The sequence below is a fragment of the Acidimicrobiales bacterium genome (assembly GCA_036378675.1).
Classification (GTDB): Bacteria; Actinomycetota; Acidimicrobiia; order Acidimicrobiales; family Palsa-688; genus DASUWA01.
Map to the genome: position 1 here is coordinate 63,286 of DASUWA010000016.1, position 23,050 is coordinate 86,335.

Sequence of the window (23,050 nt, forward strand, 5' to 3'; positions counted from 1 at the left end):
CTCGTGCAATCAGCTGTCCTCCCGTGCGAGCACCGCGACAGGAAAGCGGGCCCACAGAGATCCAACGTCGTTCGTCCCACCGCTCCAACGGTCTCCGGTCAGCAGGTGTCGCCACTCGCCGATTGGTATGTCAACGGTCGTGCGTGCGACGTCGGACGTCGCGCGTACGGGCGCAATCACCGCAACGCCTCCACGGTCGTACGCCACTACCGCTTCTGACGACGGCCCCTCGCATCGGAGCGGCTCGTACATCGTGGACTGGAAGCGGTCGGGGTTGTCGCGCCGGTACTGGAGCAGCCGGTGGATCATCCCGAGCTTCGAAGCGCCGGCTCCTTCATTAAGGGCTAGCTCCCCGATCGCGCCCGACTTGATCTCGCTCAGTAGCCGGATTCGCGAGTCGAAGTCCACCACACGCCGGTTGTCCGGGTCGACGAGGCTGAGGTCCCACAGTTCGGTTCCCTGGTAGATGTCGGGGACACCCGGGCACGTGAGGAGAAAGGCGGTTTGCGCAAGGGAGTTTCGGCGCCCTCTTTCTATGAGGGCGTGGGTGTCCAGAAAGCGTGCGACGTCCGATCGAAAGCGCCCATCTCCTAGCAAGCCCCTGACTACGGTTTCGAGACCTGTCTCGTACTCCGAATCCGGGTCGCTCCAAGACGTGCGCACCTTCGCCTCGCGTTCCGCCTTCAGCATGAACGACACCGCCCGGTCAACGTCCAGCGGCCACGCGCCTACCAGTGTTTGGTAGAGCAGGTACTCAGCGTTCCTGTCGCTCCAACCGTCCCTGCGGTATCCGTCCGCAATTTCCGCCCACCGCCATACCGCTTGGCTCCACTCGCCAGGGATCTCCGAGATCACGTTCAACCTGGCGCGGACATCACCGCTTCTCTTGGTGTCGTGGGTGGAGAGTGTCAGCATCGTCTCTGGCCAAGCTCTCGCCAATCGGGCAGTGGTCTCGTGGAACTCCGCGACAGGCCGCCCGAACGCACCCGGGTCGCCTCCCACCTCGTTCAACGACACCAGCCGGTTGTACCGGTAGAAGGCGGTGTCCTCGACCCCCTTGGCCATCACCGGAGTCGTGAGCTGCTGCAGACGCTCGCAGAACTCGTGTTCCGCGTCTCCGTCGTGCAGCCCGAGAGCCAGTTCACTGAGGAAGACCAGCAGCTCACCGTCGAGGTCGGGCCGGCGTTCTCTCGTTTCGTCCAACGCGCGCCCGACCTGACGTCGATCCTCATGACGCACCGGGTGTCCCGGTCGTACGTAAGTCCGGTAGACGCTGTAGTGGGACACCATTTCCCGCACGGCGTCGCGCAGCTCCCGGCGGGTGTGGTCGCGGTCGCGGCGGTGCCGCTCGCAGATTTGCGCAAGGAGCGTTGTCTGGCGCTCTACTTCTGCGGCGAGATCCTCCCGCATGACATGCATCTTCGCGGCGTGCACGACCTCTGGCCACGGCTCGATCTCGCCGGCGAAGTCGTGGTAGGCGGTTGTCATGGCCGCCTCGTTCTCGGTCGCGACGAACAGGTTGTTGATCCGGATGAGGAAGTCGTATCCGGAAGTGCCCGCCACGGGCCAGGCACGGGGCACCTCCTCGTCGGTTTGGAGGATCTTTTCAACGACGGTGTAGACGCCGCCGGTCCTTTCCCTGAGTCGAACGGTGTAGCCCTCGGGATCTCGCAATCCGTCCACGTGGTCCACTCTCAACCCATCCAGCGTTCCGTCTTCGACGAGTTGGATGATCAGCCTGTGCGTGTCGGCGAACACGTCCGGATCGTCGACCCGGACGCCTATCAGAGATTCGATATTGAAGAACCGCCGGTAGTCGATCTCTTCGCTCGCGATCCGCCAGTAAGCGACCCGGTAGTTCTGCCGGCGCAGCAGCTCGTCAAGGCGGTCGGGGTCGGAGTTCACCTCCCGGACCTCATCCTCCACCGCTCGCGCCACTCCGGTGTCGCGCTCGCAAAGCTCAGACAGTTGCCGGGCGAGTTCGATCTTCCGATCGTGACGCTCTTGGACACCTGCGCGGTCGGTAACCCGGGCGGGGGGCAGCGACCTCACGCCCTCCGAGATGTCCGCCAACTTGGCGGACCCCGATAACCGAGCCGCTCGACCGAGGACCTCGTCGACCGTCTTGGGTGAGACCGGCAGCTCGTGTTCGAAGTAGCGCACGACGAACGTTCCACCGGTGCGGACGATCGTGAGCTCGCCTTTCTCCAGCGCCCGACCGTACTGGTCGCCCAGTATCGGCACGAGAACTGTGTAGGACGAGCGCTCGTCGGCGGCTTCCCAGTCGATGTCGAAGTAGCGGGCGTAGGGGCTCGACGGGCCGTTCTCGAGAACGTCCCACCACCATCGGTTCGACTTTGCGTCTGCGGCCATGTGGTTAGGGACGATGTCGAGCACCTGTCCCAGGCCGGCTTGCCTCAAAGCCCCGACCAAAGAGGCGTGGGCCGCCGCTCCTCCGAGCTCCTCGTTGAACCGGTGAGGGTCCGCCACGTCATACCCGTGGGTGCTTCCCGGAACCGCCTGGAAATAGGGAGAGCAGTACAGGTGCGAAACTCCCAGTGAGGACAGGTACTCCGCGATCCGAGCAGCGTCCTCAAAGGTGAAGCCCTTGTTCAGCTGTACCCGGTAGGTCGAGCTCGGGACCACCGCTGAAGTCTTACCCGCGCCGCAGCTGTAATACTGCGGTCGTGGGCAGGTCGATCGATCTGAACGCGGATCTCGGGGAGGGCTACCCGACGGACGAGGCCGTGCTGGACGTTGTCAGCAGCGCCTCCATCGCCTGCGGCTTTCACGCAGGCACTCCGCTCGAGATGTTGAACACCGCCCGATCGGCTGCGTCGAGGGGGGTTGCGCTTGGGGCACATCCGTCGTACTTCGACCGGGAGGGTTTCGGCCGCCGCGACATGGACGTCCCTCCCGACCAGCTGCTGGCGATCCTGGCGTACCAGATTGGCGCGATGAGTTCTATCGCGGCGGCGGCCGGGAGCGCGTTGACGTTCGTGAAGCCTCACGGCGGGTTGTACAACCGCGCCGCCGTTGATCCCTCCACCGCCGAGTCAGTCGTCGACGCGGTTCGTCTCGCCGGAAGAGGGAGCCTCGCGCTCTTGTGCCCGGGAGGGTCCACGTTGGCGCAGAAGGCGGAGTCGGAGGGCCTGCCCTTCTTCCTGGAATCGTTCGCTGACCGCGCATACCGGCCTGACGGAACATTGCTCAGCCGTTCGGAACCCGGATCGGTGTTGACTGACCCAGATCTGGTCGCCGAGCGAGCGGTGAGGATCGCAACGGAAGGCGCGGTGACCGCTTGCGACGGTACGGTCCTCCCGATGAAGAGCGACTCCATTTGCGTGCATGGCGACACTCCGGGCGCGCCGACGCTTGCACGCACGATCCGCATGGCACTCGAACAGGCCGGAGTCGCGGTCAGGTCCTTCACGGCGAGCTGATCAAGAACGCATATGGAAATCGAGGCTGTCGGCGATCGCGCTCTCCTCGTGTACGTCGGACACCTGGATGCAGTTCACCGTCTTTGGCGCCTCCTGCGGGCCAATCCCCCGCCCGGAACCGAGGAGATAGTCGCAGGCGCAGAGACGGTCCTTGTAATTATGCGAGGAGCCTCGGACGTGAGTGCGGCGGTGGCGCCGATCACTTCTACTCCAGCAGCCGCGAACGAGACGCTGAAACCGAACCGCTTCGAGATTCCCGTGGCGTACGGAGGGTTCGACACAGGCGACGTAAGCGCCATCGGCCATCTCACATCCGAGGACGTTGCGCGAAGGCACTCAGAAGTCGAGTACAAGGTCGCATTCCTGGGATTCTCCCCCGGCTTCGCTTATCTGGCGGGCGGTGACCCGGCGCTTCGGGTGCCGCGCCTGGCGACCCCGCGGACGTCGGTCCCGGCCGGGTCGGTCGCTCTGGCGTCGGAATTCACGGCGGTATACCCGCAGTCAACGCCCGGCGGGTGGCGCATCATCGGGCGAACTGACGTGAGCATGTTCGATCCCAGCTGTCCCGAGCCGGCACTTCTCTCACCCGGTGATCTTGTGAGGTTCCAGCCGGTCGACGAGGTAGGACCGCCGCCCGGCTGGCGTTCGCCCGCCCAGCCCTCTGAACGGGATCGCTACGTGCGCGTTCTCGAGGCAGGTCCACTTGCCACGATCCAGGACGACGGCCGGATCGGGTGGGCACACGTCGGGGTCCCTCGCGCCGGGGTTGCCGACCGACGCTCGGCCCGGCTTGCCAACCGGTTAGTGGGCAACGATCCCTCGGCCCCGCTTCTGGAAGCGACGCTCTCCGGTCCGAACCTCCGCATGGGATGCGATCGTGCGGTGGCAGTGACCGGAGCCAGGGCCGTCGTAACCGTGGATGGAATGCCGGCCCGACTCGACACCGCGCTACAGCTGCGCTCGGGCAGCGAACTACGGATCGGGCGTTACGACGCCGGGGCGCGGATCTACGTTGCGTTTTCAGGCGGGATAGCGATGGATCCGGTCCTCGGCAGCGCATCGACCGACACGTTGTCCTGGCTGGGCCCGCCTCCGCTTCAGGACGGGGACCAATTGGCGTTGGGCGACGATCACGGCGCACGGCCCGTCGGGCCGTCGGGCGATCGCGAACCGACACCGGTGCCGCGTCCGGGCGAGGTCATCACCATCCCGGCCCGCAGGGGCCCGGGCGACAAGCGGGTCGGAGAGGCGGGACTCGAGGCGCTCGGGAACTCGGTGTTCGACGTGGCCGCCACGAGCGACCGGACCGGAGTTCGCCTCAGCGGACCGCTGGTCTCCGTCGACGTTCGCGACGAGCTGCCATCGCAAGGAATGCTGGCTGGGGCGGTTCAGCTACCACCCAACGGCTCGCCGATCGTGCTTCTGCGCAACCATCCGACAACCGGCGGTTATCCGGTCGCCGCCATCGTGACCGACGACGGAGTCGACCGGCTGGCGCAGTGCCGGCCCGGTGTACGGATCCGGTTCGCGCTCCAATGACCTCGCCCGGCTACCCGGACGGTCAGCTGCTGATATACCTCCGGGCGCCGGCGTACTGAGCCGAGAGGTAGGAGTTCCACAGCGGCACCAACTCCACCCGCCCGCCGGTCTGGGGCGCATCGAGCATCATGCCGGAGCCCGCATAGACCGCGACATGGTGAACCAACCCACCGGCGGCGAAGAAAACGAGATCCCCTGGTCGAAGGGCGTTCTTCGCAACGGGCGTCCCTTGCTGCGCCTGGTCGGCTGCGTCGCGCGCCAGCGTCACCCCGAACAGGCGGTAGACCGCGTAGGTCAGGCCGGAGCAGTCGTAGCCGTAAGCCGATGTGCCGGCCCAGAGATATGGCAATCCCAGAAACTGCTCGGCCTGTCTCAGGACGGGTACGCCGCCGGACGTCACCGGCCCGGTCGAAACATCGGACTTTGATACCTCGAGCAATCCCTCCGGGGTCGAAACCTCGAACGAGGTCGCCGACGAGCCGACCACCGGGAGCCGGGTGCCATAGGAAAGGCTCAGGTTCCCTGCCCGCGCGAAAGGAACCTTGATCGTGGCCGTCAGGCCGGATGTCGATGGCCGAGAGAATGTGATCTGGGCGGTGGGAACCCACCCCTCGATCCCGTGGGTGTACACGCTTCCGGTTTGGTCATTTACAAGAACGTGTGCCCAATCCCCTTCGACATCGAGAACGGTTAGGGGGTCGTCGAGCAGCGCCTGGGTCGCCATCCGCGGCCCCAGATCGAGCTTCTGGCTGTAGCTCATCGACGCGATCCACTTACCGACCGCCGGTGCGGCTTGAAGCAAGGGCGAGTCGACCGGTCTTACGAAGTCGGGGCGCTCCCATACGGTCAGCACGGGCACAGCAACCCAAGCCGGTTGCGGGATGCCCGCGGTCTCCGTCTCCGGAATTCGGTCGGCGCCCGGTCGCGTGGCCGTGCCATCGGGTTGGTTCGGCACGGAAGACCCGGGTGGTGCGACCGGACTCGGCTGGGCAATCGTGCTCGTTCGAACATCCGGGACCGCGGCGACGCCAACGCCGGCGCGCGCCAAGCCGTGCGGTGCGACAGCTGCACCGCACGCGGTGAGGGCAGTGAGCAGCACGCCCAAGAAACCGCCTATCGCCCCGCGCCCCCGCATTTGGTTGCCAACGGTACATGCTGGAAGGACTTTTCGCCGAGCAACAGAAATTGTTCACATCGTGGATCGGAGGGAGCATCCGAATACGACCAAACGGCGCAAGCCCCGGATTCGACCAGGTCTTTTCCTGGTCGCCGCTGCCGGGCTGCTCGGGCTCTTCGCAGGACCAGCGCTCGCTTCCAGCGGGGCTGCTTCGCCGTCCGCCCCTCCGCCACCTCAGGTTCCGGTTCCTCCGCCGGGGACCGGGGCGTTGAAAGGCTTCGCCACCGAGATCGGCCAGAACGACAACGGCATGCCCCCGGGGATCGTCAACGCACCGTGCACGCCGGCCGTTGCCCACCCGTATCCCGTGGTTCTGGTGCACGGCACGTTCGCCAACGAGAACCTGACCTGGCAAACGCTCGCTCCCCTGCTCTCCGACGCCGGCTACTGCGTCTTCGGGCTGAACTACGGGGCCAACTCGATGACGACTACCTATGGCGACCACTCGTACGGACTCGACTACATCGAGAACTCTGCCGGTGAGCTCAAGGGGTTCATATCCGACAAGGTGATTCCCGACACGTTCGAGCAGTCCGGAAACGCCGCCGGGTACCCAGCCGGATCCCATCCGCTCAAGGTCGACGTCGTCGGGCACTCTCAGGGAGGGATGATGCCCAGGTACCTGATCGACAGCACGTCGGACCAGCGTTATCCAGGACTCGGGGACGCTGCCCAGGTCCACACCCTCGTCGGCCTTGCCCCTTCGAACCACGGCAGCGCAGCGGAAGGACTCGTACCGATCTTCACCGGGCTTTTCGGGCCCGGCGTGTACAGCTTCCCGACCTCGTTGGGTTGCCCAGCGTGCTCTGAACAGGAAGCGGGGTCGGCGTTTCTCAATGCCCTGAACGGCTATTCGGACGCATCCGGCGTCAATTACTACGTCATAGAGACGTCCCACGACGAGGTCGTTACGCCCTACCAGTCGGCGTTTCTTCCGGCGACCGAGAACGTGGAGAACGTGACGTTACAAGCCCAGTGTCCGACCGATCTCACCGACCACGTCGGAGTCATCTACGATCCCGTCGCTCTTCAAGACGTCATGGCGGCCCTGTCGAACAACGGCTCAGCCGCAAGTGCTCTGCCCAGACCGACCTGCCCGGCTACCGTGCTACCGGTCCTGAGCGGCTAATTGGTGAGATTCCGTAGGATTTCACCAGGCGCAGGCCTGACTTAGAATATGCCAACCACCAACCCGAGCCTCGCGGCATTACCCCAGCTGGTCAGAATCCTCTCCCCGCTCGAGTCGATGGGTGATCGCGGTGAGCTGGCCAGATCGGTTGCTGAATGGATCCTCGAGACCGTCGCCCTGGGTTGCCGCATACACCTCCGGGAAGGTGACGCGAATCACCTTGTTGTCGACATGGGCGATCGGCCGTCGCTCGCTGACGAAGTCGTTGACCTGGCCGTCCAGTCCGGCACAACCCAAGTGGTGCCGGTGGGCGAAAAGACGTGGGTCGTACTGCCCCTGAGCAGTGGGGACAATGTCTTGGGCGCCCTGAGCATCGCCATCGACGGGCCTGCGGAGCGGGTCGAAGCCCGGCAGGTACGAGACCTCGGGCGGGTAGCAGCCGGGCTCGCGTCGGCGATTACGGAAGCAGCAGCGCACGAGCGGGCAACCCAGATCTCGCAGGCGCTTCAGAAATCTTTGCTTCCGACCGCCCTCGCCGTCGGCAGCTGGTTCGACCTGGCTGCTCGCTACGTAGCAGGCACTGCCGACCTGCGAATCGGCGGCGACTGGTACGACTCGAAGGCAATGACCGACGGGACGGTAGCCCTTGCAGTCGGCGACGTGGCCGGGCACGGGGTGGAAGCAGCTGCCCAGATGGGCGAGCTTCGGACCGCCATGGCGGCGCTGCGGCTCGTTCGCAGCGCCCCGGACGACCTGATCTCCGTCGTGCACACGTTGACAGCCGAGATGGGGTACTTCGCCACCGCCCTATGCGCGCGCCTTGATTCCACCGGGAATCTCCTCTGGGCGTCGGCGGGGCACCTCCCGCCGCTGGTGATCCACGACGACGGGCAGTCGGAGTTTCTCGACATGGAGCAGTCCCCGCCCCTCGGGGCCGGATATGTCAAGTCCGTGCCGATCAACCGGCACCGGCTGGACCTTGGCGACACAGTCCTGCTGTACACGGACGGGCTGGTCGAGAGACGCGACGTGCCTATCGACACGAGTCTGGAGATGCTCGTCGAGCGGATCGGAGGTCGGGACTGGTCGTCTACCGCCGAATTGATCGACGAGGTTGTCCGAAACCGGGACCAGGCCGAGACCACGGGTGACGACATCGCCGTGTTGGCTGCTCGCTGGCGAGATCACGAATATGCCACCCGGCAAAGCGCCGACGCTCGAGCGCTGACAGCCAGCGGCTGACCAGACGGGTGGCGCGCTCCGAATTCCGGACGATTTTTCCGATCTGTCCGCTTTCCCGAGGCCGTATCCTCCCAGATGTCCCCCCGGCTGCCGATCAACCGGGTGTGTTGAGAGCCAAGTCCCGTCCGGTCGCCGAAGACGCGACGCTCACCGACTCGAAGGGCCTCACACGCGAGGAGGACGACGAGCTGCGCAGGCTCAACTACTTCTTAGAGGTCGGCAGCCTGTCCGATTCCATGCTGGAGCGGATGGTCGAACTGAGGTTGCGCGACCGACGGAAATCCGTGAGACCACCTCGCGAGTTCGGAGAGGACGACTCGCCGCCCGACGCCGGCCACCGGCTCCGGTGGATCGATTAGGCCGCTAGAGCTCTGGGCTTGCCCGCTGAGCCATTCCCACGCATTCCCCTTCTAGCACGAGGAATTCGAGGCCCAGCTGGCGCGGACGGCCGAACCGATCGTCCCCGTACGGGAAAGGCTCCGTCCGGCCCGTCGGGTTGAACCCGAGCCTTCGGTACCAGGCGATCAGGTCGGTCCGCTGCTTGATTACCGCCATCTCGAGCCTTTCCGCTCCCCACGACGCGGCCAACCGGCAGGCCTCAGAAAGCAGCAAGCGCCCCACCCCTGCCCCTTGCAGTTCCGGCCTGACTGCGAACATGCCGAATCGCGCCCGGTCGGAGCGGACGTGCTCGAGGTGGCAGCAGCCGCACAGTGCCGCGTGCCGTTCGGCAAGGACTATGACGGATCCGGTTCTCCGGACCATGTCCCCCACCTGTTCTGCATCAGTGCGCTGCCCGTCGAGCAGATCCGCCTCGGTCGTCCATCCCGCCCTGCTCGAGTCGCCTCTGTAGGCAGACTCCACCAGGCGGACCACAGCATCGACGTCGTCAACCGACGCGAAACGAAAGGCGATCTCAGCGCCTGAATCAGGCATGGCTCCACCGTATTCGGAAGCGCGAAATCCCCGGCTGTCCCGGGTCGGACCTACTCAGGTGGCCGTAGGGATCTTCTCTGCCGGGGCACGGTCACCAGATCCACCCAGGATCTCCAGCAACTGGCTGCCGTCGATGGTCTCCTTCTCGAGAAGGAGCTGCACCACTTTGTCGAGTTCCTCGCGGTGCGCCGACAGCAGCGTCGTCGCCCGGTCCTGCGCATCCCTGAGCAGTCGGGCGACTTCTTCGTCGATGGCACGTTGGGTCGACTCGGCGTACGGGCGGGCGGTAAGGCCGCTCTCACCGAGATAACCGGGACCGTCCGACGAGTATCCGATGGGCCCCACCCGGTCGGACAGGCCCCACTCCCTGACCATTCGCAAAGCCAGCTGCGTGGCGCCGGCCAGGTCGTTCGACGCTCCTGTCGAGGCCTCGCCGATCACAATCAGTTCGGCGGATCTTCCGCCGAGTCTCACGGCCAGCGAATCGGTCAGGTAGCTCTCGGGATAGAGATGGCGCTCGGATTCAGGGAGTTGCTCCGTCACCCCGAGCGCCTGACCAGCCGGAAGGATGGTCACCTTGGCGACCGGATCCGCGTGCGGCGACAGCGCGGCGACGATCGCGTGGCCTGTTTCGTGGACGGCCACCGAATACTTCTCCTCGGGAAGCAGCGCGTTGGAGCTGTCCCTCCGGCCGAGGAGCACCCGGTCCCTCGCGGCGTCGAAGTCCGCCGCGCTGAGAACGGTCCGGGTGTCGCGTACGGCGTTGATCGCCGCCTCGTTGATCAGGTTCGCCAGATCGGCACCCGAGAAGCCGGGCGTCCCTCTGGCCACCACGTCGAGATCGACGTCCGGGCCGACGTGCTTGCCTTTGATGTGGACGTCGAGGATGGCTCGCCTCTCGGCAAGGTTCGGCAAAGGTATCTCGACTGTCCGGTCGAATCGCCCCGGCCTAAGCAAGGCGGGGTCCAGCGTCTCCGGCCGGTTCGTAGCCGCTATCACCACTACTCCGGTTGCGGGATCGAAGCCGTCCATCTCGGCGAGCAACTGGTTTAGCGTCTGCTCCCTCTCGTCGTTGGACGCGAAAACGCCACCGCCGCGCTTTCCTCCTATCGCGTCTATCTCGTCGATGAAGATGATCGAGGGAGCTCGTTTGCGAGCGTCTGCGAACAGGTCACGAACGCGCGACGCCCCAACTCCGACGAACAACTCGACGAAGCTCGATCCGGTTAGCGCGAGGAATGGGACTCCCGCTTCGCCCGCGACGGCGCGTGCGATCAACGTCTTACCGGTACCGGGCGGGCCCACCATCAAGACGCCCTTGGGACCGACGGCTCCCGCCTGCTCGTATCTCCCCGGGTTCTGAAGGAAGTCCACCACCTCACGCACTTCGTTCTTGGCGCTCCCGTAGCCGGCGACGTCGGCGAAGGTGGTGGTCGGCTTCTCTTCGTCGTAGACCTTGGCCCGAGACTGCCCGACACCCATGATCCCGCCGATACCCCCGGAGCCGCCGAGCGCGCTCCTAGTTCGTCGCCCTATCCACACGAAGAAGGCGATGAAGAGGACAAAGGGAAGCAGGTCGAGGATTATCGTCGCCGCCGACACACCGTTCGATGCTGTCGTAGCGCTGACGTTGACGTTGTGAGCGGCCAGCAACTGGGATAGATCGTTCTGTGGCGGAACCACAGGAATCTCCGACTTGTACTTCTGGCCGTTCGTGAGGGTTCCCGTCACTCCGCCGGACGCGTTGATGGTGGCGGTCTTGACCTGGTTCGAGGTCACGTGGGTGACGAAGTCCGTGTAGGTCAGCTTCTGCACGGAAGAAGATCTCGATGCCATCGTGTTGCTGATGAGCACCAGGGTGATGAACAACCCGATGAGGATGAGCCACGGTCTCCACCTGGGCGGAGGCGGGGGCGCAGGGGCGGGTCGGCGGTCCTGGGGTGGTCCGGAGCGGGCAGGGCTCGATCGGTGCCTGATCTTCGACACGCCGGAAGGCTACGCCGCCCGGGGGGCTAACGACGAAAGATCATCCGCTCGGGGCGAACCCCGCCGGTCGCCCGCCGGCGAAACTCGCTTATCCCCGGGTTCCCCAAATTCACTCGCTGGAGAAAGACGACCCTCGGCCCACCCACACCGTCTTGGCGTTGCAGAACTCCTTGATCCCGTGAGCCGACAGCTCACGTCCGTAGCCTGAGGTTCGAACGCCGCCAAAAGGAAGCTCCGGAAAGGACGTGGTGTTCCCGTTGACGAACACCATGCCGGAGTCGATGTCGCGCACAAAACGAGAGCGCTCTTCCTCGTCTTCGGTCCACAGGTTCGAGCCGAGACCGAAGTCGGTCCCGTTGGAAAGTGCGATGGCCTCGTCGATGCTCGCAACCCGGTAGAGGGTGGCCACGGGGCCGAACACCTCCTCCTGGTGCACGCGCATTTCCGGGGTTATGTCCCCGAGAACCGTCGGCGGGTAGTAGTAGCCGGCCCCCTTGAGGGCTTTCCCGCCACAGAGAACCGATGCGCCCTTTCCAATGGCGTCGTCGACCAGCTCGGAGATGTCCGATAGCTGCTGCTCGGACGCGAGCGGGCCGACGTCTGTCTTCTCGTCCATCGGGTCTCCGACAACCTTCGACGACATCTGCTCGACGAAAAGGTCGCGGAACTCCTCGAACACTGCAGCGTGCACGATGAACCTCTTTGCATTGATGCACGACTGACCGTTGTTGAGAAGCCGGGCCGTGGTCGCCACTTCCGCCGCACGCCGGATGTCTGCGGACGGCATTACCACGAAGGGGTCGCTCCCGCCGAGTTCCAACACGGTCTTCTTGACGTTCCGTCCGGCCGCCGAGGCGACCGCAGAACCGGCGGGTCCCGAACCGGTGAGCGTTGCCGCGACCACCCGCCGGTCGTCAAGGAGCGGGCCGACGCGCCTTGCGCTGATCAGAAGGGTCTGAAAGACGCCGTCCGGGAACCCGGCCCTCTCGAACAGATCCTGCATGAACAGAGCGGTCTGCGGAACGTTCGAGGCGTGCTTCAAAAGCCCGACGTTCCCCGCCATGAGGGCCGGAACAGCGAAGCGCATCGCTTGCCAAAGCGGGAAGTTCCAGGGCATCACCGCCAACACTGGACCGAGAGGCTGGTAGGTCACGTAGGCCCGCACCGCGCCGGTGGCCTCCGAGTCTGCGGGCTCGTCTGCGAGGAAGCCCTGTGCGTGATCGGCATAAAACCGGCACGTCCTGGCGCACTTTTGGACCTCCTGACGCGCAGCCACGAGGGTCTTCCCCATCTCCTGCGTCATCGTGATCGCGACCGCCTCGAGCTCCGAGTCGAGGATGTCGGCTGCCGCTCGCATCCACCTCGCCCGATCGGAGAAGTCGGTCAGCCTGTAACCCTCGAAAGCCTTGGCAGCGGCGGTAAGGCGGCGGTCGAGCTCGTCGTCGCTGATCTCGTCGAAGGTCTTGATGACCTCGCCGGTCGCGGGGTTGATGGACGCGATCGCCATGTCTTCACTCTCCCATCCTGAATTCGTGGCCCATGCTGGATTCTTGGTCGTACGGCCGGTCGGGGGACCCCGCGCGATCACCCTACGTGAAGGCAGTATTAATGCGAAGGGAGGTGCGTCCCGTCATGGCCGGAAGACTGACCACCTATCTCGGAACGGCCCCAGGCGTCGGCAAGACCTACGCGATGCTGAGGGACGCCCGGCTTCGTTCGGATTCCGGTCAGCGGGTCGTAGTCGGATGGATCGAGCGACACGGTCGGAGCGAGACAACGGACCAAGGCGCCGACCTCGAGATGATCCAGCCGATGACGACCACCTACCGGGATCACGAGTTCGCCGAACTCGACACCGATGCTGTCATCTCGGCGAGGCCGGACCTGGCCGTCGTGGACGAACTCGCGCACAGCTGGCCCGACGGGAGCCGCAAGCGCTGGATGGATGTCGCGAACCTGCTGGACGCTGGGATCGACGTCTTCACGAGCCTCAACGTAGCCAACCTGCTTTCGGCCAGGGATTACGTGGCACGGATCACCGGAGCCGGCTCTGTCGAGTCGGTACCGGACGACATCATCAGGTCTGGCGACGTCGTGCTCATCGATCTGCCGCCCGACGCTCTCAGGCGGAGGCTCGCCTCGGGAAAAGTCTTCTCAGCCGAGCAGGTGGGCGGCGCACTCGGCCAGTACTTTCAGGCCTCGAACCTGGAAGCGCTGAGCGAGCTCGGACGCGCGTGGGTCTCCGGAAACCTCGAGGAGGTGGCCGGCGATCTGCTGTCTCGGCGAGGGCTGGCGCCGCTCGTGCAGCGCCCCGTCGTCGTAGCCGGCGTTTCCGGATCCTCGTGGGGTGAGACGGTGATCCTTCATGCTTCGGAGCTTGCCGCCGACAATCAATCGGATCTTCTGGTGGTGCACGCCAACCTGGCAGATGGAACGCCCAGCCGGCATCCCGAGCTGCTCGCCTACTACCGCCAGCTGACTGAAGGCCTCGACGGCACCTACGTCGAAGTCCACGGGGAATCTGCCGCTGGTACCCTCGCCGAACAGACAAAGACACGCGACGTTGCAGCGTTCGTTGTCGCGAGGCATCGATCGAGGCTCGGCGAGACTCTCCGCGGTTCGGTGGCACGGCGCCTGCGAAGAATGGTTCCCGACGTTCCGGTAGAAGAGGTCACGGAAAGGGCCGAGACGGCGAACGGTCCCGACGCCTAGAGGTCCAGATCAGTCACGCTCAGTCAGAATTACTACAGAAAGTGGCTTGATTATTACTTTGAGCGCGATTATGATGCAGGTCAAACAGCGATCCGCCCGCGGGCCGGGTACACCCCAGCCCCTTCTCCGGCCCGCCGGGCGGATCTTTTTCGCGTTCGGGTTTCAATAACTGGCGACGCCCCGTTATACCAGTTGGTATCGATTTGGGCGTCTATTGGAGCGGTTGTTAGCTCGGGGGTCGATGCTTCGAATATCTCCATTGGGAAGGAGAGATATTCATGAGCATCGGCCATCCTCGACAAGATCAGCCTCGACAAGAAATGCCACCGGCGGTTTGCCTGCATCCTTCGGTCGGCACGTGGGTGGTACCCGAGCGCATGAGCCCGCGCCAGAAAGTCGCGGCGGTCGCCAAGGTCCGGTGCCTTGAACATCAACTTCTCGAGGGAAATCGGGTCAATCGATCTCTTACACGAATAGCGGCGGAATCGATGGTCGCAGAGATCAACGAACTTCGAACGTCTCTCGGATGGCTGGAGATCGATATCAACGGACAGTGGCGCTGGCCTCACGATCGGGGCGGTCAGCGCGAGGTTGATGGCCTCGCTCAACTCGTCGCGGTTGCTGCTTCCGACATTCCGCCGCTCGACGTCGCGTAAACGAACTCTATTTTGCCCAACATTATCGCCGCTATCTAGTTGCGGATTGGCCGTCGATCCGGTAGAGATTTAACGGCGAATGCATCAAGGGTCGTTCCGTCTGGGCACCGGCAGCTCAGGCCAAACCGGGCAGGAGAGCGAGTTATGCGGGGTTCGGTGCAATCCGGGTGGATGGCGAGGGCGCACGACCGGCCCGAGCATGAAAATGCTCTCGCCTACGTCGAGCGCGTTGTCACCGACCCTCGTAGGGTGGCCGCAGTCCGCCGGATGGTGCCTCTCTATCGCCCCCCGAGCGATCGCTTCGACCGTCTGACTCGGCTCGCGGCCCACCTTCTTGTGGCTCCGGTGTCGCTTCTCACGCTCGTGGACGCCGATCGCGAGTTCTTCGTCAGCTCGTACGGACTCGACGATCCGATCCGTTCGGAGCGTGAGGCACCTTTGGAGTATTCGCTTTGTCCTCTGGCCGTCGCGACGGCCCGCCCCGTGATCGTCGGAGATTTCGCTGCCGACCCGGCTCTCGCCAAACACCCGGCCGCCCTCAAGTTCGGAATTCGGGCGTACGCAGCCATCCCGTTGCTCACACCGGACAACTGGGGCGTGGGCACGCTGTCTGTAATCGACTTCGTACCGAGAGACTGGACGGACGACCAACTGGCGAACCTGGACATGCTTGCTTCGATCTGCATGGACGAGATCCGATTTTCTTGCCTTGATCGTCAGTCGGAGCTGAACAGCCGCTGGGGTGCGAGCGTGGGCAGTCAAGCGGGGCGTTCGCCGACCAACTGGAGTTAACCCTCAACCGTTCATATCCTTGGCGAGGGCGTCTCGGACCGATGCCATGTCTTGGCGAACCTCGTCCGCCACCTCCGGGTAGCGCGGGTCGATGTCCGCAAGGGTGCTGATCAGCACCGCCGCAGTCGCAAGCCGTGTGAACCACTTATGGTCGGCCGGCACCACGTACCACGGAGCCCACTCAGTGCTTGTGTGGTTCAGCATCTCCCCGAAGGCACGCTGGTAGTCGTCCCAAAAATGACGTTCGCGAACGTCGCTGGGTGAGAACTTCCAGTTCTTAGACGGATCGTCTATCCGTCTCAAGAAGCGCTCGGCCTGCTCCTCCTTGGACAGATTGAGGAATACCTTGATGACCCGGATGCCGTTATCGACCAGATGACGTTCCCAGTCGTTGATCTGGCGAAAGCGGCGCTTCCAGATCGTCTCGTCGATGCCGGAGTCCGGCAATCGCTCCGATTTCAGCAGCTCGGGGTGAACTCGAACGACGAGGACTTCCTCGTAATGCGAGCGATTGAAGATCCCGATCCGACCGCGTTCGGGAAGCTTCGCCTGATAACGCCACAAGAAGTCCCGGTTCAGTTCCTCCGCCGACGGCTCCTTGAAGCCGCGCACCTCGACACCTTGAGGATTGACGCCGCTCATCACATGCTTGATCGTGCTGTCCTTTCCTGCTGCGTCGAGCCCTTGCAGGACGAGGAGCACGCCGAAGACGTCTTGGGCAGCCAGTCGGTCTTGGTAGTCGACGAGTAGCGCAAGGCCCTCCCCCATGCGTGAGGCCCCGTCCTCGGCAACCATCCCTCCGGTGTAACGAGGGTCATAGTCCCTCTGAAGCTGAACACGGCTTCCCGGGTCGACTCTCAACTGTTTTACGAGGTCGAATATGAACTCCAGCTCTGGCTTCATGGCACACTCTGCCACCGGGTGCGCGCCGTAGAAAGATGCTCGCTAGCTACCCACCGCCGGTCGGGATGCCAAGGCGTTCGATCACTTCGGCGTTTGGGAGGTCGGCGAGCAGTCGACCTGGTAGGAGAAGCTTCGAGCGGCGGAGGCCCGATCCAGTCAGCACCACCTCGGTTTCGACGACGCTGCGGTCAACCAGAACCGGCCAATGCTTAGGCAGCCCGATCGGGTTGATGCCTCCGTACTCCATGCCCGAGATCTCCACCGCCCTATCCATCGGCAGAAAGGACGCCTTACGCACATCGAGCCGACGCCGGACAACGTTGTTGATATCGGCCCGGGAAGTGAACAGAACCACGCACGCAGCGAAGCGCTCTATCCCTTCGCGCTTTCCGGCGACGATCACACAGTTGGCCAGGGTGTTCGGCGGGAGTGCATAAGCCTGCTGCGAGTTGGCGGTATCCGACAGGTCAGGGTCGATCTCAACGACGCCGACCTGCCCGAGCAAGCCGAGCTCTCCGAGAGCCGAAAGCGTAGGCTCAGCGAGTAGGTCCGGGCGCTGGGAGGCCGGCGTTGTAGTCAGGTTGCCGAGGCGGAAAGCACCCATTTAGATCAGGATTGCATGACGGACCCGGTTCGTTCCAATGCTCGAATCCCCCACGTGAAAGAATCGGCGGGTGCCGTCCGGCTGCGCCGACCAAGATCCCCCTCCGAGCACCGAAGGAATCGTTAAGTCGTGCGAGATGCACGAATCCGCAGCGACCGTCGTGCTCGAGGGTCAGGTGGACCTGGTTTCCGCGGAAGAATTCGAGGAGTGCCTCAAGCGGTGCCACGACGCCGGGTGCTCGTTCATCACTGTCGACATGAGCTTGGTCACTTTCCTTGACTCCGTCGGGTTGCGCGTCCTGCTATCCCCGCTCCGCTACCTCCCGTTGGAAAGCCTCGTGGTGCGGGCACCCTCTCCGCAGGTGAAACGGCTGCTGCAGCTGACCGGACTGGAATACCTCATCGCCAGCGGGCCGCCCAATGACTAACCGAATGGGGTACGACGAGTAGAACCCGGCCCCACCCCTGGACCGGGTTCTCCCGCTGTTGAGTCTGGAACTGCTTCAGATGAACGCTCTCCATTGAGCGACCCATCGATGTCCATTCGACCATGCGTACCTAAAGCGCCAAGCAACCGGGTCTCAAACGATTCGCTACCGATTATCAACGGCACATCATCCGCTGCCAGCTCATGCGGTCGTCATGACCTGGGGCGGCTGAGCTGAAGATTCGTTGGCCGCTATGTGGCGACGGAGAGTCTTGAGCGTGGTCGCGTAGATCTCGGAGAAGCTGGGAAAGGGTTGGATCGTGTCTCGGAGCACCGCGAGTGGCACTTTGGCGCGGATCGCCAAGGTGGCCTGTTGCATCCATTCACCGGCCTCAGGTCCGAGCGCATAGGCACCGGTCAGGCGAACACCATCGCTGAGCAAGGTCATAAAGCCGTTGGACTCCGCATACCGGTGCGTATATGTAGCGGTCCTGGACACCTCAGAAACGGGAGAGGTGGCGTTGAAGGGCGCCTCGACGGCACCTGTCGCTGCGGCCTGCGGATCCGTATACGTCACACGTGGCACAGCGTCGTAATTGGCGTCTCGAGGCTCGCCCAGGATGTTCGAGGCGACGACCTCGCCTTGGTACTCGCCGACATGCGTGAACGGGAAGATTCCCACGACGTCACCGATGGCCCACACCCGATCGGCTGCTTGCAAGCGGCTGTCCACCTTGATTCCTTGCGGACTGGTCTTCACGCCGACGTTCTCGAGCCCGATTCCGTCCAATCGTGGGCGTCTTCCTGTAGCGACGAGGAGCCGATCACCGATCAGCTCGCGGCCGTCGCCAAGCTGGAGAACGTAGTCGTCGCCATCCCGGCGGGCCCCAATCGTGTTTACGCCCGTGAGTACTCCGATTCCGTCCCGTCGCAGTACTTCACCGAGTCCCTGGCCCAACGGTGCGGGCTCGCGGGGCAGCAGGTGGTCTGCGGATTCGACCAAGTCAACCTCGCCTCCAAGCCGCCGAACGGCCTGGGCGAGTTCCACTCCAGCCGACCCACCCCCAAGCACGAGCAGCCTGCGTGGTACCTCTTTCATGCCTGTCGCATCCCGGGTACCCCACAAGCCGTCCAGGTCGCGAAGACCAGGGATAGGCGGGATCGCGGGATCGGATCCGGTCGCCACGACCAGGTGATGCGCCGTATGCAGGACCCCGTCCACCTCGATCTGGCCGAGTCCCGTGATCAGTCCGGTTCCGCGTAGCAAGTCGATGCCCCGGTCAGCCAGCCAGCGCTCTTGGCCGGCGTCTGAGTAATTCGAGACCATGAAGTCGCGCCAGTCCAACGCCGCGTTGACGTCAATCGAAGCCTTTTGATCCAGGTCGAGGGCTGCCTGGACTGCCTCTCCAGGGCGCAGCAGGGTCTTCGACGGGATGCATGCCCAATACGAGCATTCACCGCCGACCAAGTCACGCTCGACTACAGCGACGCGAAGACCGCCGTCCGCCAGCGCGCCCGCGCAATGCTCGCCCGGAGCGCCCCCGCCGAGGACGATCACGTCGTAGTCGTATCTCGCGTTCCCGCCGGTCATGGGCGTCCTCCGGGTATCAACGTGTAGTTACGGTCGCACTCGGGGCGGGGGGGTCGCACCCGTCGGTCACCCTGGTCCTCCCCGGGTTCGGGATAAATCCGTGGGCGCCGTAGAGTTGCCCAGGGGAACGGGTGATCATGTGACCGGCATAACTCCGATCTTTGGCAGGGGCGGAGAACTGGCGTCGCTGAACCATCTCCTCGACCAGGTGCGGAACGGTCGAAGCGCCGCCCTAGTGGTTCGGGGCGAGCCAGGAATCGGAAAGACTGCATTGCTCGCGCGGCTCGTCGAGAATGCGTCCGACTTTCGTATCCTGCGAGCCGTCGGGGTGGAATCGGAGATGGAGCTGCCCTTCGCCGGTCTGCACGAGCTGTGCGGTTCGATGTTGGGACGGTTGGAGCTGCTCCCGGGGCCGCAACGGGAGGCTCTCAGTGTCGCGTTCGGCCTCAGCTGGGGACCTAGCCCGGACCGGTTCTTGGTAGCACTCGGCGCGCTGAGCCTGTTGTCGGACGCCTCTGAAGGGAAGCCCCTTCTCTGCGTCGTCGACGATGCACATTGGCTCGACCAAGCTTCGGCTCAGGTACTCGGATTCGTTGGCCGGCGACTCGTTGCAGAACCGATAGTGATCGTTTTTGCTGCCGGGACACCTTTCCCACGGCCAGACCACCTGGCCGGCCTGCCGGAGCTGTTCATCCCAGGTCTGGATGCTGAAGCTGCGCACGCCCTCTTGACGACGGTTACCTCGGTGACGCTCGACGACAAGGTCGAAACAAGAATCATCGAGGAGACACACGGAAACCCTCTTGCCCTAATCGAGCTGTGTCGGGGGCTGAGTGAAGCGGAGCTCCGAGGCGGATTCGCACTCCCCCATAGCGTCGACCTTCCCCAGAGGATTCAGGAGCAGTATTTGGGGCGCCTTCTGGAGCTTCCCGACCAGGCGCAGCTTGTCGTTCTGCTGGCGGCCGCGGATCCGCTTGGCGACTCGGGCTTGGTTCTCCGGGCCGCTCAGGCGCTCGCTCTGAATTCCAAGATGGTCAGTCTCGCAACTGACTCGGGCCTGCTCGAAATCGGTTCCAGCGTCCGGTTCCACCATCCGCTGGTGCGCTCGGCCGTGTACGGAGCTGCCGACGACGGCGCTCGCAGGATCGCGCACCGGGCACTTGCATCGGCGACGGATCCAGCCGTCGATCCTGATCGGCGCGCCTGGCATCGATCGCTCGCCGCTGAAGGACCCGATGAAGACATCGCCGAAGAGCTGATCAGTTCGGCTGATCGCGCGATGCGCCGCGGCGGAGTATCTGTCGCTGCCGCCTTTTGGGAACGAGCCGCTTCCCTAACCCCGGACGTTGCACAGCGGGCGTACCGATCCTTGGCAGCCGGAGAAGCTAAGTACGCGGCTGGAGATTTCGACGCAGTCCAGTCCCTCTTGGTCGCGGCCGACATAGGGCCTGACGACAAGTTTCGCAACGCGCTTGTTCAACGCTTACGAGCAGAGATCGCGTTTACCCTCAAGAGGCGCAGCGATGCACCCCCGTTACTGTTGGCTGCAGCCCAGGAACTGGAGACGATGGACCAGGGACTGGCCGAGCGCACCTACTTGGAAGCTCTGGTAGCCGCGATATACGCCGGCCGGTTCGGTGGGACGGAAGTGATCGAGGTAATCGCGCGACGCATGGCGGCTGCACCGACCGAGCCAAGTTCTACCGACCACACGCGAACACTACTTCGAGGTCTGGGCTTGCGACTCTCGGAAGGTTACGCCGCCGGTGCACCAGCCCTTCGGGAGGCGCTCGATTCGTTCAAGGATCATCCGAAGCAACTTGACTGGCACTTTGTCGCCTACAACCTCGTCTCGATGGATCTCTGGGACGATCAGGCGTGGTGGGACGTCGCGGGCGGACAGATCGAACTGGCCAGGACGAACGGCACGTTGAGTTGGCTTCCCTTCGCGCTGGACTATCTCGCCGAGCTGAACGTGCAGGCGGGTGAATTGGCCCAGGCCGAAGCCCTGCTCGCGGAGGCAGAGCGCATACAGCCGGGCATCCGAGCAACCACGCTTCCACGTGTCCCGTTGCTCTTGTCCGCATGGCGAGGGGATCTCCAAGGGGTGGAGGCATCGTCGAATGTGATAACCGCCGACGCGCCCGCTCGGGGCGACGGAAGTGCGCTGACATACGTCGACTACGCCACTGCTGTCCTCCACAACGGCCTGGGCAACTATCAGCTCGCAGCATCGGCCGCTGAAGGCGCTCGAGCAGTTCAAGAACTCGTCGTTTCGCCTTGGGCTCTGGTTGAACTGGTAGAGGCGGCGTCGCGGAGCGGTCAAAGGGCCAATGCCACCGTGGCTGCAAGGGGTTTAACGAAGATGGCGGAAGCGACTGGAAGCGACTGGGCACGGGGTGTAGCGGCACGTTGTGCGGCCCTGGTCTCCGACGCCAGCCGGGCTGAGACGCTATTCCGCGAAGCGTTAGAACTTCTCAGCAGAACCCGCATGCGATCGCACCTTGCCCGTGCTCAGCTCAACTATGGAGAATGGCTTCGGCGGGCCAACCGGAGGATCGACGCTCGCGATCAGCTTCGCCCGGCCTTTGAAACGTTTGCTTCGATCGGTGCGCAAGGGTTCGCAGAGCGAGCTCGCCGCGAGATGCTCGCCACGGGCGAGAAGGTTCGCAAGCGCAATGGTGTCACATCCAACAATCTGACCCCGCAAGAGGAACAGATCGCCGAACTGGCAAGGCAAGGAAAGACAAACCCAGAGATCGGCGCACAGATGTTCATCGGAGCGCGAACTGTCGAGTGGCACCTCCGTAAGATCTTCGCCAAGCTCGCTATCAGCTCGCGACGGGAGTTGGATGAGGCCTTGAAGCATCGGCCCACGTGACCCCGTCGACTCCATTCGAATACCTGAAAGTGAGCAACCCGGTTCTGGCCGCTCCCATGTCCGGCGGTCCTAGCAGCCCCGCTCTCGTGGAGGCGGCATTCTCTGCAGGAAGCCTCGGATTCTTGGCCGCTGGATACAAGACAGCCGAAGAACTCGCCGAGCAGATCGCGACTCTTCGGTCTCGTTCGGTTCCATTCGGAGTAAACCTGTTCGTGCCTAACGTCGTGCCGGTCGATCGGGTCGAGTTCCGTCGCTACGCCGAGGTCGTTCAACCCGAGGCCGACCGGTATGGTCTCGACTTGACCGGGGCGACGCCCGTCGAGGACGACGACTTCTGGCAGGCGAAGATCGACCTGCTCACCAGCAAACCGGTTCCGGTGGTCGGATTCACATTCGGCATGCCTAGTCGGGCAGTGATCGATGCCCTCCATCGGGCAGGAAGCACTCTCGTCCAGACCGTGACCTCAGTGCAGGAGGCGCAAATGGCGGGCGATTCTGGGATCGACATCCTTACCGTTCAGAGCTTCGAAGCGGGAGGCCACTGGGGGACGCTGACGCCGCAGCAACCACCCCCTACGATCCAGCTAGTCGACCTGGTTCGCCAGGTTCGCTCGACGGTTGCGTTGCCGTTCCTTGCTGCCGGTGGCATCGCGACGGCTGCCGGGGCCGCAGCGGTCCTTGCTGCGGGAGCCGCAGGCGTCCTTGTGGGCACCGTGCTTCTCGGAACCGAAGAAAGCTCCGCTTCCCCATTGCAGAAGGCTGCTCTGCTCGGAACCGGAGGCCCGCAGACGGTTGTTACCAAGGCCTTCACTGGGCGACCGGCTCGAGCCCTGCCGAACCTTTTTACCGATCGTTACGACACACTTGCGCCTTCGGGTTACCCAGCCATTCATCACTTGACCAGCCCGATTCGCCGCGCCGCGACCGCTGCTCAGGACCCGGATCGGGTCAACCTGTGGGCTGGAACCGGCCATACCCACGCCCGGTCCGAATCAGCGAGAGTGACCCTCGCGCGGCTTGCCGAGCTCACCTAGCC

The 23,050-nt window shown here is 64.0% G+C and carries 19 protein-coding genes; 11 read left to right on the top strand and 8 right to left on the bottom strand.

The features are described from left to right. Positions 1-9: 9 nt before the first annotated feature. Entirely contained in the window at positions 10-2,646 is a 2,637-nt protein-coding gene (treY, locus tag VFZ97_06445) for a malto-oligosyltrehalose synthase (protein HEX6393063.1), read from the bottom strand. 41 nt (positions 2,647-2,687) lie between these two features. Here treY and VFZ97_06450 point away from each other — a divergent pair, with 41 nt between their 5' ends. After that, on the top strand, positions 2,688-3,443 hold the full coding sequence (locus VFZ97_06450) for a 5-oxoprolinase subunit PxpA (protein ID HEX6393064.1): 756 nt from the start codon (positions 2,688-2,690) through the stop codon (positions 3,441-3,443). A gap of 12 nt (positions 3,444-3,455) precedes the next feature. Continuing rightward, positions 3,456-4,982 carry an urea amidolyase family protein gene (locus tag VFZ97_06455; protein HEX6393065.1) on the top strand — a complete coding sequence of 509 codons (1,527 nt, stop codon included), beginning with the start codon at positions 3,456-3,458 and terminating at the stop codon, positions 4,980-4,982. A 22-nt stretch (positions 4,983-5,004) separates the two neighbouring features. On the opposite strand, the gene VFZ97_06460 is transcribed toward VFZ97_06455, so the two are convergent. Then, a complete protein-coding gene (locus tag VFZ97_06460) occupies positions 5,005-6,117 on the bottom strand; it encodes a C40 family peptidase (protein ID HEX6393066.1) in 1,113 nt (370 codons plus the stop codon). A 61-nt stretch (positions 6,118-6,178) separates the two neighbouring features. Between VFZ97_06460 and VFZ97_06465 the strand changes: the two genes are divergently transcribed. From VFZ97_06465 to VFZ97_06475, 3 genes are all read left to right on the top strand, one after another. Beyond that, positions 6,179-7,288, top strand: coding sequence for a hypothetical protein (locus tag VFZ97_06465; protein HEX6393067.1), 1,110 nt, complete (start codon positions 6,179-6,181; stop codon positions 7,286-7,288). A gap of 48 nt (positions 7,289-7,336) precedes the next feature. Further along, positions 7,337-8,530, top strand: coding sequence for a PP2C family protein-serine/threonine phosphatase (locus VFZ97_06470; GenBank protein ID HEX6393068.1), 1,194 nt, complete (start codon positions 7,337-7,339; stop codon positions 8,528-8,530). 104 nt (positions 8,531-8,634) lie between these two features. Further along, positions 8,635-8,889, top strand: coding sequence for a hypothetical protein (locus VFZ97_06475; protein HEX6393069.1), 255 nt, complete (start codon positions 8,635-8,637; stop codon positions 8,887-8,889). 4 nt (positions 8,890-8,893) lie between these two features. On the opposite strand, the gene VFZ97_06480 is transcribed toward VFZ97_06475, so the two are convergent. The 3 genes from VFZ97_06480 to VFZ97_06490 form a co-directional block, all read right to left on the bottom strand. Next, the gene (locus tag VFZ97_06480; protein HEX6393070.1) at positions 8,894-9,463 is read right to left on the bottom strand and encodes a GNAT family N-acetyltransferase; all 570 of its coding nucleotides are present in this window, start codon (positions 9,461-9,463) and stop codon (positions 8,894-8,896) included. 54 nt (positions 9,464-9,517) lie between these two features. Further along, complete coding sequence (ftsH, locus tag VFZ97_06485) at positions 9,518-11,449, bottom strand: ATP-dependent zinc metalloprotease FtsH (protein ID HEX6393071.1); 1,932 nt, start codon at positions 11,447-11,449, stop codon at positions 9,518-9,520. A 109-nt stretch (positions 11,450-11,558) separates the two neighbouring features. Beyond that, the gene (locus tag VFZ97_06490) at positions 11,559-12,956 is read right to left on the bottom strand and encodes an NADP-dependent succinic semialdehyde dehydrogenase (protein HEX6393072.1); all 1,398 of its coding nucleotides are present in this window, start codon (positions 12,954-12,956) and stop codon (positions 11,559-11,561) included. A gap of 125 nt (positions 12,957-13,081) precedes the next feature. Here VFZ97_06490 and VFZ97_06495 point away from each other — a divergent pair, with 125 nt between their 5' ends. From VFZ97_06495 to VFZ97_06505, 3 genes are all read left to right on the top strand, one after another. Next, positions 13,082-14,161, top strand: coding sequence for a hypothetical protein (locus VFZ97_06495; protein HEX6393073.1), 1,080 nt, complete (start codon positions 13,082-13,084; stop codon positions 14,159-14,161). A gap of 320 nt (positions 14,162-14,481) precedes the next feature. Then, positions 14,482-14,817, top strand: coding sequence for a hypothetical protein (locus VFZ97_06500; GenBank protein HEX6393074.1), 336 nt, complete (start codon positions 14,482-14,484; stop codon positions 14,815-14,817). 171 nt (positions 14,818-14,988) lie between these two features. Next, positions 14,989-15,609: a GAF domain-containing protein gene (locus VFZ97_06505; GenBank protein ID HEX6393075.1), complete on the top strand. Its 621-nt coding sequence runs from the start codon at positions 14,989-14,991 to the stop codon at positions 15,607-15,609. Positions 15,610-15,612: 3 nt separating this feature from the next. Here the strand turns inward: VFZ97_06505 and VFZ97_06510 are convergent, their stop codons facing one another. Together VFZ97_06510 and VFZ97_06515 are read right to left on the bottom strand one after the other, a co-directional pair. Further along, positions 15,613-16,512: a polyphosphate kinase 2 family protein gene (locus tag VFZ97_06510; GenBank protein HEX6393076.1), complete on the bottom strand. Its 900-nt coding sequence runs from the start codon at positions 16,510-16,512 to the stop codon at positions 15,613-15,615. 46 nt (positions 16,513-16,558) lie between these two features. After that, entirely contained in the window at positions 16,559-17,116 is a 558-nt protein-coding gene (locus VFZ97_06515) for a YbaK/EbsC family protein (protein ID HEX6393077.1), read from the bottom strand. A 70-nt stretch (positions 17,117-17,186) separates the two neighbouring features. On the opposite strand from VFZ97_06515, the gene VFZ97_06520 reads away from it, so the two are divergent. Then, positions 17,187-17,543, top strand: a complete 357-nt coding sequence (locus tag VFZ97_06520) for an STAS domain-containing protein (GenBank protein HEX6393078.1) — start codon at positions 17,187-17,189, stop codon at positions 17,541-17,543. Between the two features lie 201 nt (positions 17,544-17,744). On the opposite strand, the gene VFZ97_06525 is transcribed toward VFZ97_06520, so the two are convergent. After that, on the bottom strand, positions 17,745-19,133 hold the full coding sequence (locus VFZ97_06525; protein ID HEX6393079.1) for an NAD(P)/FAD-dependent oxidoreductase: 1,389 nt from the start codon (positions 19,131-19,133) through the stop codon (positions 17,745-17,747). Positions 19,134-19,233: 100 nt separating this feature from the next. On the opposite strand from VFZ97_06525, the gene VFZ97_06530 reads away from it, so the two are divergent. Both VFZ97_06530 and VFZ97_06535 read left to right on the top strand, forming a co-directional pair. Next, positions 19,234-22,014, top strand: coding sequence for an AAA family ATPase (locus VFZ97_06530; GenBank protein HEX6393080.1), 2,781 nt, complete (start codon positions 19,234-19,236; stop codon positions 22,012-22,014). Beyond that, positions 22,011-23,048 (top strand): nitronate monooxygenase, encoded by a 1,038-nt coding sequence (locus tag VFZ97_06535; GenBank protein HEX6393081.1) that lies wholly within the window; start codon positions 22,011-22,013, stop codon positions 23,046-23,048. The genes VFZ97_06530 and VFZ97_06535 overlap by 4 nt, the downstream gene beginning before the upstream one ends. Positions 23,049-23,050: the final 2 nt, after the last annotated feature.